Here is a 13,159-nt window from a genome sequence, read left to right on the forward strand (position 1 = left end):
TTGAACAGATGAAAAAAAGATATTTATTACCCTTTGCGTTGTTTGTTTTATCGTCGTGCAGCAAAGATTTCTTGAACCAGAAAGATCCCAATGCAGTACAGATCGATGATTACTTTAAATCGGAAAATGATGTGCTCTTAGCGGTTAACGGTCTCTATCAGTCCCTACGTTCGGGAAGCACAATTGGCGAATCGAGCACTTTATACAATGAAGAACGCTCAGACAATAGTGGACGCAATGATAACCAATCCAATGCAGGGGAGCCTTTCCAGTTCAATGACTTTTCATTGCTGCCGAGTAATACCTATCTAAAGACACATTGGTCGGCCATGTACGCGGCAATCAGCCGTTGCAATGTTGTTCTCTCTCATGTGGATGAGGTGACTTTCTCCAGCGAAGAGTTAAAAGGGCGTTACATCGCAGAAGCAAAATTCGTGCGCGCATTATTGTATTTCCATATGGTACGTAAATTTGGCGATATTCCATTATCTACGGTACAGGTGACCAGCAAAGAGCAAGCAAATGAATTGGCTTTCCGTCAGAAAGAGTCGATTGTTTACGAGCAGATTATTAAGGATTTGACGGAGGCATTGTCCAGCAATCTTCCCAATACGCAGAAAGATTACGTGATTGGTAGAGCATCAAAAGCTGCCGTCAATACAATCTTGGGACAAGTATACTTAACTTTGGGAGCAACACAGAGATCGGGTAACGCCGAAAATTTTGCCAAAGCAGAACAATACCTCAATGCGGCCTATCAAATGCGTACTTTTGGCAAACTGAACGAAATCCCCTATGCGGATGTTTTCGATGTGACCAAGAAAAATAGCTGTAAAGAACTTGTTTTTCAGATTCAGTACAAGCAAGGCGACCAAAATTATAGTTCGAGCATCGCCCGTAATTACCAGGCACGAGGGGAGACCATCAATTCACGTTATAACTCAACAGGTTCTGGTGAGGTCGTTAAACTAGATTTGATCAAGGATTACGAGCAAGACGATATACGAAAAGACTTCTCGGTCAAGTTTGCAGCGAATACGCAGGTGAACGATTGGTTCGTTACCAAATTTAGGGATAATAGTGACGCTGCAGGAACCAACGGCTGGGGTGGTAATGATTGGATTTTGATCCGTTATGCGGATGTGATGTTGTTACTGGCCGAAGCGAAATTTCATTTGGGTAAAGACGCTGAAGCTATTGCGCTTTTGGATCAGGTACGTGAACGTGCTGGATTGCCCTCCTATGCAAGCTCTATGCAAAATACCGCGTACAGAAGTAAATATCCTAGCCTGAAGGAAGCTATTTTGCACGAACGTAGAGTTGAATTGGCTTTCGAAAATCAACGTTGGTTTGACTTAATCCGGAACTATAATCCGCAGGAATTGGTGACGTACTTTAAAAGTAAAAACCAGGCGGATTATGGGAATGCTAAAATCTCCAATTTATCCACAAAGGATCGGTACTATCCAATTCCTTTCGATGAATATAAATTGGATCCACAGCGTATGTATCAAAATCCTGGTTATTAATAGAATCGGAGATGACAGGTATCCTTAAAAAGATCATTTTGTTGACTTTGGGAATATGCGGAATGTATATTTCCAAAGGCCAGCTCCAAGATCCTCCCGCTGGACCTCAAGACTGGGTAGTCCGTAAAAATTATTATGCAACCTATCTGTTGCTAAAGGATTCCGCCTTAACACAGCAGCTTTGTGCGTCTCCAGCTGTTTCAGCATTGTTGAACCAGCGGTTTGACCGTTTTAAGCAAAGTGATCATTGCAAAGATCTCAGCTGTTTTCTGGAAGCTTTTAAATGGGAAGATTCCGAGATCGAACTCTTGGCTGAACAAATTTCCAGTCAGACCAAGGGCAACAGGAAATTGGAGGAATTGGTTGAATCAGCTTTGATGCTATCAAAGGCTTACGGTATACCGAGGGATGAAACTGCAAAAGTGTATCTTAAGAAAGCGCTGTTACAGGACTTTGGTGCCATGAACTATGTTGTTGATGTCTATGGCGGTGGCAAGAAGCCCAACTATCCCAAGATTGATTCAATTTCTTTTGATGTGAATCGTAAGGCTTACCTTCAGCTTTTGGATGATGTACGTCAAGATGTGCTAAAAGATATTCCGACAGGTAAGGAGTCGCTTTTTATGACAATGATGACAGCAGTAAGGCTGCTTGAAATCAATGAACGTTGGGATGCCGCGCAATTAGAGCCACTGACAACACTGGAAAATAAAAAAGCGTTTGAACAAGTGAAAAGAACGGATTTTTCAGCCTACCCTTACAGCCTGTTGCTGACTCTGGGTGCAGGTCCAGAAATCTATGGACAGCCGATCAGTCCGGGCGGAATGTTACGTGCACGCATGGCAGCCCGTAGTTATTTTGAAAAATTGGCGCCTTTTGTTGTACTTTCCGGCGGAAGGGTACACCCCTATAAAACAGCTTATATCGAAGCGATCGAGATGAAAAAATATCTAATGAATGTAATGGGAGTGCCGGAACAAGCGATCTTGATCGATCCGCATGCCCGCCATACGACAACAAATCTGCGCAATACTGCCCGTATACTACTGAACTATGGATTTCCTAAAGATAAATTTGCCATTGTCAACAGCAGTAAGGTACATATCGATGCGGTAGAAAAAATGGCCGACCGTTGTATCCGTGAATTGGGTTATGTTCCCTACAGTCTTGGAAAACGAATTTCGGATGTTGTCATCGAATTTCGTGCGACAGAAGAAGCATTTATAATCGATCCTGATGAACCTTTGGATCCATAGTAAATAATTCTACAATAAGTCTCCATATGAAATTGTCAATTCTTGTTGGTATATGAGTAAAAACGGTATGTGAATGATGATATCCACATACCGTTTTGTGTAAAAGATCAATTTAATACAATTGTCTTTCCCTCTTTTGCGGAACGCTTTGCAGCTTCCAAAATCTCAACCACCGTTACATTGTTACTAATGGAGCCTAGATCTGCTTCAGACTGTTGATTTCCGCTTAAGACCTGCTCCAAATACTGGATGTGATTTTCAAAATAAGGTTGATCCGTTGGGATGGCTGTTGGCTTCTCATTATGCTGTGTATATTCTACCAGTCTTTTATCATTTTGTGCATAGAGTTGGGCCTTTGTCCCAAATACCTGAAGATCTTTTACACTGTAAGGCCAAGCCCAAGATGCCTGTATAATACCAGTACTGCCATCGCGGTACTTTAAGATAATCGTCGCATCATCCTCGACTTTGGGATAGATCTCGGGTTTCAGTTGATGTGTAATAGCACTGACAGAAATAGGACGCTCGCCATTCTTGATCCAGGTCATTAGATTGGCGCCATAACAACCAAAATCCATTAAAGCACCGCCGCCATTTTTTTGTGGGTCCGTCAGCCAATCAAGAAAATAACTGCTGCATCCGATCTCTTTTGGCCCTTCATGCCCATCCTTTACAATCATTCGTGTAACAGTTCCCACGGCATTTTGCTCCAATAATTGCTTGAGTTGCTGATTGCTCTTATACCAGGTCGTTTCATAATTGACAAAAAAAGGTGTTTTGTTTTCCCTGGAGAGTGTGGCGATACGTTTAGCATCAGCCAATGTGGTTGCCATTGGCTTCTCCACCATGACCGGTATTTTGCGTGGCAGACAGATTTCTGCTACCTGAATATGTTCATTGGTGGGATTGTAGGCAAGCACTACTTCGGGCTTTACTTTTTTTAATAATGCACCGAGATCCGCGTAAAAAACAGACTTCGGTAGATTGTATTGCGCTTGAATCTTATCAACCAGGATGCTGTTGGCTTCCGCTATTCCGATAATCTCTACTTTCTTCTCTTTGTATAAGTTCAACAAGAGGTAAACATGGTCGTGATTGAGTCCGGCAACAGCTACTTTAAGTAGACTATCTGCATAAGCAGCATGCTGGAATAGCATGGTCAAGAAAAAAAATACCTTAATTATATGTTTCATCGTATACTGTTTAGGTACAATAAAGATAGCACTTTGAAATCTTTAAATCGTTTTATGAATCCACTCTATCTTTAGGTGTGATTGTATTATTTCCGCTACGATATCAAAATAGGTCTGTCCTTTCCCGCTTTGTAAATCGATTAGTTTTTGTTGAAAATAGGCTTGATTGAACGGTGAATTGGCGGCCAATTTTTCCTGGTAGTATGCGAGGGTGGTGGTCATACCCAATGCCGCTCTACTGTCATCGATATCCTTCCAAATGATGCTGTGCTTTTTTGCATCCTGAAGCTTTCCAAATCCACCATACAGTAGGTCATCAAATCCATCCAGACTTCCAATTTTCCAATTCTCATCGGCCATATAGACCCGATTGATTTCGGCATAAAAGCTTGGGATATCTGCGATATGTTTCCCCTCGATGATGACAAAGCCCAGCTCGGGATGAAAGGAAATGAGTTTCGTGAAATCCTCCCAAAGTTCTGTCATTGAGATTGACGCTGGCGCCTTAGACCATTTATCTGCGAAACTAAAAAGCTGTGGCATTGGGCTGTCCCGAGAATATCGAACGAGTATTTCAAAACACGCATCTAAAGTCGCCTTAGGTAGATTACCGACCAAAACGTTAGCGATATTTGTGAGTTGGTTGCTCCCCTTTGTTTCCATCTGTTTCGGATTAGATTCACTCCTCTAAAGGACTAAAAAAAAATGACTTAACGAAATCGTATTGTTCTTTTTAACAAAAAATCTGACCGTCCATGTCATCGTGATGCTGTGCGGCAATGATTTTGGATATTTTCACTTCGTTTTTTTATATTAAAAGTGTACTTCCCTGTCGATTTAATGCTTTTGGCTTGTCCCTAAGTAGTTATTCACTCCTTAGGGACAATTGAAGGACAAGATGCGCTGTCGGACGCTAGAATTCAATCCGATAGTTAATGGTTGGAATGATACCCGTCCATTTTTGGGGTTCGATAATCCTTTTGCTGAAATTATAATGCATACCGACCGTATTTTCTCTGTTGAGGATATTCTGAATATCCAAGATAATGAGATGACTCACCTTTTTACGGTTGATGCGGTAGCTAGATGAAAAATCAAGTCGGGTATAGGGATCAGCGGTTAACGTATTGATCCGGCTTTGATCAATGATTTCTTCATCCAATCGTAGCGATTCTTCTTCTAATACTGGGGAGTATTTTCTACCCCCAGCGTAGATCAGTTTGGCGTTCATCCCGAATAGGTTATTTTTATTTTGTCCTACTGCCCATTCTTTTCCCAGCAACAGATTTCCGACATAGCGTGTGTTGAATGTGGTATTGTATTCTTTGCCATTGAGCGCTTTGAATTTGGAGTCAAATATAGAGGTGGTTGCCATAAAATAATAACCCTTACTGAGCGATTTCTCAAGCGTTAGCTCAACGCCATAATTTCGGCCTGTCCCTTTGTTGACCAGCTGACGATAGGTCGAGGTACCAATTGCCGAAATATCCGATACGTTGAGCAGGGAGAAGTTCATGTCTGGGTCGGAAGAAACGGGGACATTGTATAAATGTTGATAATAGACTTCGGTTTTGAATCTCAGCGTGTGGTTTAGATTTTTTTCATAGCCTATAACAGCCTGTGCAGATTTGGTCGGGGATAGTGCTGTATTGTCTGTTGTATTTTGACCGGTTCCGCTCTTGGCAAAATAGTAGCTGAGCGGTTCTAAACGATTGTAGAGTCCCGTACCAAAGGATATCGTCTGATCTGCTGCAACTTTCCAGTTTAAGCCCAGCCTGGGTTCTGCAGTCCAACTCTTGCTTAAGGCAAAATAGTTGGCATGCAGCCCAGTATTTAAGGTCAGACGATCAGATAATTCAGTTTTGAGTTGCGCGAAAGCGTCATAGGTACTAGTATTCCCCTTTTCATTGATCCGTTCTTTTAAGGCGGCAAGTTCAGTATCGTAGGTGAGGGCGTAGAGATCATAGCGAAGTAAACTAGCGTTGATACCGGCACGGATCGTGTTTTTACTGTTTGCTCTATAATTCAGGCTACCGGCATAACGGATTGCGGTATTTGTAAATTTATCTTTGTGATATAGGCTAGCCACGTAATCCTGTGTCAGGGTATCTGTTTTATTGGAATTGTGGCTAATTGATGCTGAAATAATGTTATTGAAATACAATCTATCGTTGGCGATATACTGATGTTTTAGCCCGGCACTTCCAGCATTAAATCCCAGGTTCATGTCCTGCGCATCTGTACGTTCTTCCCATTCCTGGAAATTGCGCTTGGCAGTTTCCTTTATTTTTCCGAGACCGCCGATCCCAAAGAGCGAAAATGTTCCGGCCTTCTTGGTCGGAAAAACAAAATTGAAGGAGAGGTCCTGGTATTTTGGGATACCTGTATCCGAGACTTTTACACCTACTTTTTCCAATAGACTCAACGAGGAGTAACGGTAGCTGATTAAATAAGATGCATCACTTCCTTTTTTGAAAGGCCCCTCTAAAGTGGCTCCTACCCCCAACACCCCGACATTGAATGTATACTCACGTTTATCCGTATTTCCCTTTCTGAATCTGAGGTCAAATACCCCCGATATGGCGTTGTTGTATTCCGCGGCTAGTCCGCCTGTATAGAAATCGGATTTTCCCAAAACCATTGTATTAAGCATACTGATCCCTCCGCCAGCGGCACCTTCAGCACCAAAGTGGTTAGGGTTTACAATCTCGATGCCTTCCAGTCGCCACTGTAAGCTTTTAGGCGAATTTCCGCGCACGATAATCTCGTTGTCGTCACCACCGGCAACAACTCCGGGAAAACTTTGTGCCATTCTGGCTGGGTCAAAGAAAGCTCCAGCATAACGGTTGGTCTCCTCTGGAGAAAAAGAGCGCCCGCTGACCATCGCCATTTGATTTAAAGGCTGCTTTCCGGTGTTGGCATAAACCACAGCTTCGCTTAAGGTGTTTGCCTGTGGTTCCATTTCAATATTAAGGATATTCTCACGGCCAGAGGTGATGAGCAGTTCTGATAGTTCTTCCTGTCGATAGCCTGCCATACGTACCCGTAATACTTGACGTCCAACAGGAACGTCCAGGAGCCTAAATAAGCCTTGGTGATCTGTACTAACAGATTTTATATTGCCGTTAGCAGATAATATAATCGTGGCGCCAATAAGTGGCAGTCTCGTATTTTTGTCCAGGATGGTGCCTTTGAGGGTCTCCGTCACCATCTGCCGGTCTGTTTTCGTCGAATCTTGTACTTGGGCAAGCGATTGTGTGGCCTGGGTCGCCAATGCAATTATTAAGATTGATGTTAGTTTCATATTGATTAAGCTTTATTTTTATGACAGCTAACTTTCGCTTTACCCTTAGCAAACAGCATAAATTTTTTTAATAGATTCTTTTTTTTAATAGGATGCGGTAAAAATGTTATTAACAAAAATAGTTCTGATATACAGTAAATTAACAGTGTTATTAACATTTTTTATACAAAGCGATTGCACGGTACGCTGAAAAAATCGCGCATTGAATTGATTATTTCTTATAGGTAAACACAGAAAATTACCGCCCGATGTGCTGGGCAGGTTTTCAACAAAATGTCGTTTAATACTTAGGTACTTAACATGGTTGTTAACAAAAATCAAGGCTTATTGTACAATATCGATCCCATCTTATTTAAATGGGAAGATTGTGTTTGAAATCTTCTAGAAAACTTAACATTCGCGTAATCTTGTGCCACTATCTTTGTAGGGTGAAAACGACCAAAGCCAATGTAGATAACCACTATTTATTACTTTTTAAAACGGGTAATCCCAAAGCTTTTACCTATTTTTTTGAATTGTATTGGGAGGAGTTATACACAATGGCCTATCGCCATTTTCAAGACGAAGTTCCTGCAAAAGATCTGGTGCAGGAAGTTTTTATACACATTTGGGAAAAGCGCGATCTCATTAATACTGAATATAGCTCCTTAAAATCCTACCTCTATAAATCAGTTAAAAACAAAGTGCTTAATTATTATGCAGCTGAACGGGTCCGAAAACAGGTATTAGAGCAAGCAACCGAACAGATGGAGCGATTTACCAATTTAGATGACCATAGCTTGGCGAAATACAAAGCTTTAGAGCTGATCGTGGATGATTCTATCGAACGATTGCCCAAGCTAATGCGATCTGTTTATTTGATGCGTTATGAGAACTATTCAATCGCACAAATCGCCAAGGAACTGAACCTGGCCGAACAGACCGTCAAGAATTATTTATCGGATGCGAAAAGGATGCTGCGTCAAGAATTGAGACAACGATTTGCCGACCATGATTCTATTTTTCTGCTCTTTATTGGCAGTTATCTGCTTCATTATTATTTAATATAAAAAACATATTGCGTTAAAGTACTTTGAGGGTATTTACCTGTATTAGAATAAAAAATAATACAAGTGAAGATCGAGAAATTTAAAAGTATAATACGAGATTACCTCCGTGGGAAATTGACCGACAGGGATCGTGAACGGGTAGATGCCTGGTATCAATCTATTGCAGATGATGCCATTGATCCATTTCATGATTCGGCCCATCGTCATGCTGTAAAGGATGAATTGCTTAAACGCCTTGCTCCATTTGTACAGACCGAAAGAAAAAAGGCGTTTCAGCTCCCACGGATTCGCTGGCTATCTGCTGCTGCTGCAATACTCTTGCTAGGTAGCGCTTCACTTCTATTTTTTCAGGACCATCAATCAGTATTCAATTCTGGGGCAACATTATCCGAAATGCAGCTTACGCAAACAGTGGCGAAAGCCGGTGAATTGCGGGAGATTTTTCTTCCCGATGGCACTTCTGTTTTTCTTAATGGAAACGCACAGATTCGCTATGATAAGATGAACTACGGGAAAAGTAGAACCATTTTTTTAGATCGCGGCGAAGCCTTCTTCAGTGTCAAACGTGATACCTTGCATCCTTTTACAATAGCCACAGGGGCTGTTAGGGTTGCCGTATTGGGAACATCCTTCAATATCAATCGTTCGCAGGCTTCTGGACAGGTTACGGTGAAAGTTAAAACCGGACGTGTAAAGGTGTCAGCCGAAGAAAATGGGGAGCAGCATATCCTAACTTCTGGCCAAGCGGTACGTTACAGTCTTGCTGAAAAACACTTTGAAATCTTTGATCAGAATCCGACCACCGTAAACCTATGGACACAGGGAGGAATGCTATTGAGTAATGTGCGATTCAAGGAGCTTAAAGAAATTGTCTATAACCGTTATGGCGTTGTATTGGTTGCCGAAAATCTCGATACAGATAAATTTAGCTATTCACTGATGATTCCACAGGTTCGGTCTTTGGACCAGGTCTTGAGTATGATCTGCACCATTCATCAATTAAAATTTAGGAGGGAAAAAAATGAAATAATCTTACACAAATAAGCTGCCTTTCAGCGTGCAGTAGAAAATTTACCGAAGAAAAAGTGCTCAACTGGTAAACCGCTAAATCGACCAGAGAGCACCTTTATAAGTCATGTTAAAAACATTCATACAAATATATGTATAAAATAATAAAGCTCACCAGCCTGGCAACGAAGCTTGCACTCTGTTCGATGTTTTCGATGTCGGGAACAAACAGTAATGCCAGGTCGATGGATAGCATACATCTGATCCAAGGAGACTATATCAATATTCATCTCCATAATGGTAATGCGGCACAGGCCGTGCTCCAACTGTCGCAGCAAACCGGTCAAGCCATTGGCTATGATCGGAATATTCTCCAGTTGGACCGCATCGTAATAACCGAGAAGGTATTCCATAATGCACGCTTCGAGGAGGTGTTAAATTATATTTTAAAAGGTACAGACATACAGTCCAAGAAAGTCCCTGGAGGGATTGTCCTCGTTAGAAATGCAGGTAGACAAACATCATATCCGTTAAAACTGCAGATTCTGGATGTAGACCATCAACCAATAGCTGGTGCTTCAGTGCAAGTACTCCAGATGGAGCAGAGTAACTTGACTAATGTGAAAGGGGAAGTAACGATTAAACTGCCTGCCGGTGAATATCAGCTCATGATAACACATGTTGGATATGAGAAAAAAGAGCTCCACCAGGTAAAGCTGGACGGAAACAATATGGCCGTACGTCAGGTGGTCTTAAAAGGAAATAATAAGGCGCTGGATGAGGTCGTGGTGACGGCACTTGGGATCAAACGTCAGGACCGTTCCCTAGGCTATGCTGTCGGCAAGATCAAGGGCGAGGATCTCAACCGTGTTAACAATGATAATTTCTTAATGGGGATGGCTGGAAAGGTTCCCGGAGTCTCGATCAGTTCGACAGGACCGACAGGCTCGACGGTCAATATGGTCATTCGCGGTGCGTCTTCCTTAAGCACCGACAATCAACCTCTTTTTGTGGTAGATGGGGTACCATTAATGAATAGTTTGAACAACATTGGGCAGATCGGGGATGACAATAAAGTCGATTATGGCAATGCAATCGCCAATATCAATCCCGAAGATATCGAGAATATCTCAATATTAAAGGGGCCAAGCGCCGCAGCGCTTTACGGTTCCAGAGCTGGAAATGGTGTCGTGTTGATAACGACAAAGACCGGAAAGAATGCAGAAAAAATGACCATTGCTGTCAATAGCAATACCGTTTTTGATATCCCCTATAAATTTATCGACCTGCACAATAAATTTGCAAGTGGCACCATGCCCTGGAGACCAGGTGACCAGCCCGGAAATTTGATCATCGAAGAGGAATCGAGTGCGATGGTTGGGCCTGCTTTGGATAAAGGATATAAAGCTGTTCAATGGAATAGCCCACTCGATGCGGAGGGTAAACCGATCCCAACGGAGTTGAAATCATATCCAAACAACATCAAGAATTTTGTACAAACGGGTATCACAAGCTCCAACGGCATTTCACTGAGTAACCGCAGCGAAAGATTAGATTATCGTTTCTCGTACTCTAACATGGCAAATAAAGGAATTATTCCCAATTCGGACCTTTTTCGAAATACATTGAATATCAATTCGACTATGCGGCTTCGGAATAGCCTTACTTTGGGCCTTTCATTGGATGCCAGTAGAAATAATTCAAACAATAGACCTGCTGGAAACCGCGGCACGAATCCCATGCAGGCAGCTTATGAAGTCGCGCCGCATATCAATATTCTCGAACTAAAAGATTATTGGTTGCCTGGACAGGAACAGATACAACAGCGTTCCCAATCCATTGGCAACCATAATAATCCCTATTTTCTGGCTTATGGTGTTACAAATGCTTTTACTCGGGACCGGGTATTTGGCAATCTGCGGTTGGATTGGGCGATTAAACGCGATTGGACAGCGATGTTGCGGTATGCCACAGATGTTTATTGGGAAAATAGGGAAACAAAAATCCCGTATAGTTACACCAACGAACCCCGAGGTGCCTATGGTATCGTCAATCTGATGAATATGGAACAGAATATTGATTTTCTTACCACTTATACACGGAAATTGAGCAATTTCAATGCGACAGGTTCGCTGGGGGGAAATTTGCGCTACAACCGTGGTAAGTCTGTTCAAAACACATCAAAAAATGGTGCCGGGCTGATCACGCCGGGATTATATACCCTGGCGAACATCAGTCCGCTGAATCTGGACTTTTATAGTTCAATCTCAGAAAGAGCGATAAACAGTATATATGGATTGGTGAATCTAAGTTACAGGGATATGGTTTATCTGGACCTAACGGGGCGTAACGATTGGTCAAGTACACTTCCGATAGACAACCGGTCCTATTTTTATCCTTCGGCGTCTTTAAGTATATTGGCCAATCAGGTGTTGAAGTTGCCCAAGACCTTCAATTTGATGAAATTGAGGGGCGGGATTGCACGCGTCGGAAACGATACCTATCCCTATAACCTGTCCAATGTGCTGGTCAATCCAGGAAGTTGGGGGGATGTTCTGCAGCTGACGCGTTCCGGAGCACTTTTGGTGCCGAACCTGAAGCCCGAGATCGCGACCTCGTATGAGCTGGGCCTGGATCTCGGCTTGTGGAATAATCGCTTAAAATTTGAAGGAACCTATTACAAGCTGGAGAATAAGAACCAGATTATTCCCACGACACTTCCGAGCTCAAGTGGCTTCAATTCCAAAAATATCAATGCTGGACTATTGAGCAGCCGTGGCATCGAACTAACTCTTTCGGGACGACCTATTGCTAAGGAACATTGGTCTTGGGATCTCGGTATCAACTGGCACCGCAACCGTACCCGAATCGATGAGTTATCCGAAGGTGTAGAGTTCTATACCTTCTGGACAGACGGAAGAGGGGGAGCGCGCACCTATGTTGGTGAGGAAATTGGCGATTTATACGATTCGAAATTGGTGACTGTCGAAGATCAGTCCTCACCCTATTACGGATTTCCTATACTGGACAAAAATGGTTCCTGGCAGGCTGTCCGAATCAATAACAGCCGGAATAAGATCGGGAACTTTAATCCGGATTTTACCATGGGGCTGCAATCCAGCTTACGGTATAAGAAGTGGACTATGAACATTGCTGCGGATATGCGTTTTGGAGGTAAGTTCATGTCGCAAACTTATCGGTATTTTGAATCTAACCTGACTACACAACGTTTTCTCGATAAGTTGATCAACCCCAACGGAATGACGGGGGAGACGCTTCGGAATTATTTGATAGACAATAATTTGGTGCGTGTGCAAGGGAATCGTTATCCGATTGTCGGCGGGCCTGGTGAAGCCTATGGCGGTTATCCTGTTAATGTAGGCGGTGTCACTGGAAATTTTGGTGTATTTAATCCCGGGGTTATTGCCCAGTACGATGATAAGGGGAACATCACGGGATATACTGAAAACTTAGGCGCTGAGGGGACTAAGTATATTGCATACTCCGATAATTATCCCTGGGACTTTATGAATGCGGCGACATTCGATGCATCTTTTATTAAGCTTCGAGAGCTTTCTTTCAGCTATGACCTATCGGGGAAATGGTTGAGCCGTCTCGGTATCGCACAGGGAAGTCTGGGCATCTATACACGCAACCTGATCTTATGGACAAAAGCAAAAGTAGGGATAGATCCGGAAATGGCTTTCCAACCAGAAACGGGCATTGGATTTAAACAGGGGATTGAGCGCTATAACGTCACCCCTTGGTCAATGCCGATAGGATTTAAAATAAATGCGACATTTTAATATTTGCAACAACG

At 42.6% G+C, this 13,159-nt stretch carries 8 protein-coding genes; 5 read left to right on the forward strand and 3 right to left on the reverse strand.

Annotation, left to right across the window (positions count from 1 at the left end; genetic code table 11):
* Positions 1 to 8: 8 nt before the first annotated feature.
* Positions 9 to 1,529, forward strand: coding sequence for a RagB/SusD family nutrient uptake outer membrane protein (locus tag HPC41_RS08795; protein ID WP_172393665.1), 1,521 nt, complete (start codon positions 9 to 11; stop codon positions 1,527 to 1,529).
* 11 nt (positions 1,530 to 1,540) lie between these two features.
* A complete protein-coding gene (locus HPC41_RS08800; RefSeq protein WP_172393666.1) occupies positions 1,541 to 2,785 on the forward strand; it encodes a YdcF family protein in 1,245 nt (414 codons plus the stop codon).
* Positions 2,786 to 2,892: 107 nt separating this feature from the next.
* On the opposite strand, the gene HPC41_RS08805 is transcribed toward HPC41_RS08800, so the two are convergent.
* The 3 genes from HPC41_RS08805 to HPC41_RS08815 form a co-directional block, all read right to left on the reverse strand.
* On the reverse strand, positions 2,893 to 3,978 hold the full coding sequence (locus tag HPC41_RS08805) for a Gfo/Idh/MocA family protein (RefSeq protein ID WP_172393667.1): 1,086 nt from the start codon (positions 3,976 to 3,978) through the stop codon (positions 2,893 to 2,895).
* A 42-nt stretch (positions 3,979 to 4,020) separates the two neighbouring features.
* Positions 4,021 to 4,641, reverse strand: coding sequence for a barstar family protein (locus HPC41_RS08810; RefSeq protein WP_246250501.1), 621 nt, complete (start codon positions 4,639 to 4,641; stop codon positions 4,021 to 4,023).
* Between the two features lie 250 nt (positions 4,642 to 4,891).
* Positions 4,892 to 7,282: a TonB-dependent receptor gene (locus HPC41_RS08815; RefSeq protein ID WP_172393668.1), complete on the reverse strand. Its 2,391-nt coding sequence runs from the start codon at positions 7,280 to 7,282 to the stop codon at positions 4,892 to 4,894.
* A 428-nt stretch (positions 7,283 to 7,710) separates the two neighbouring features.
* Here HPC41_RS08815 and HPC41_RS08820 point away from each other — a divergent pair, with 428 nt between their 5' ends.
* The 3 genes from HPC41_RS08820 to HPC41_RS08830 all read left to right on the forward strand — a co-directional run bounded on the left by HPC41_RS08820 (position 7,711) and on the right by HPC41_RS08830 (position 13,145).
* Complete coding sequence (locus tag HPC41_RS08820) at positions 7,711 to 8,331, forward strand: RNA polymerase sigma factor (protein WP_172393669.1); 621 nt, start codon at positions 7,711 to 7,713, stop codon at positions 8,329 to 8,331.
* 63 nt (positions 8,332 to 8,394) lie between these two features.
* Entirely contained in the window at positions 8,395 to 9,375 is a 981-nt protein-coding gene (locus HPC41_RS08825) for a FecR domain-containing protein (RefSeq protein ID WP_172393670.1), read from the forward strand.
* A 116-nt stretch (positions 9,376 to 9,491) separates the two neighbouring features.
* Positions 9,492 to 13,145 carry a SusC/RagA family TonB-linked outer membrane protein gene (locus HPC41_RS08830; RefSeq protein WP_246250507.1) on the forward strand — a complete coding sequence of 1,218 codons (3,654 nt, stop codon included), beginning with the start codon at positions 9,492 to 9,494 and terminating at the stop codon, positions 13,143 to 13,145.
* Positions 13,146 to 13,159: the final 14 nt, after the last annotated feature.

Origin of the sequence: Sphingobacterium prati (assembly GCF_013167215.1) — a bacterium.
In the GTDB taxonomy this organism is placed as follows: Bacteria; Bacteroidota; Bacteroidia; order Sphingobacteriales; family Sphingobacteriaceae; genus Sphingobacterium; species Sphingobacterium prati.

Excerpts from the sequence above, each read along its gene's own strand:
- HPC41_RS08805 (WP_172393667.1), bottom strand. The coding sequence starts at position 3,978 with ATGAAACATATAATTAAGGTATTTTTTTTCTTGACCATGCTATTCCAG.
- HPC41_RS08795 (WP_172393665.1), top strand. The coding sequence starts at position 9 with ATGAAAAAAAGATATTTATTACCCTTTGCGTTGTTTGTTTTATCGTCG.
- HPC41_RS08830 (WP_246250507.1), top strand. The coding sequence starts at position 9,492 with ATGTATAAAATAATAAAGCTCACCAGCCTGGCAACGAAGCTTGCACTC.
- HPC41_RS08810 (WP_246250501.1), bottom strand. The coding sequence starts at position 4,641 with ATGGAAACAAAGGGGAGCAACCAACTCACAAATATCGCTAACGTTTTG.
- HPC41_RS08800 (WP_172393666.1), top strand. The coding sequence starts at position 1,541 with ATGACAGGTATCCTTAAAAAGATCATTTTGTTGACTTTGGGAATATGC.
- HPC41_RS08815 (WP_172393668.1), bottom strand. The coding sequence starts at position 7,282 with ATGAAACTAACATCAATCTTAATAATTGCATTGGCGACCCAGGCCACA.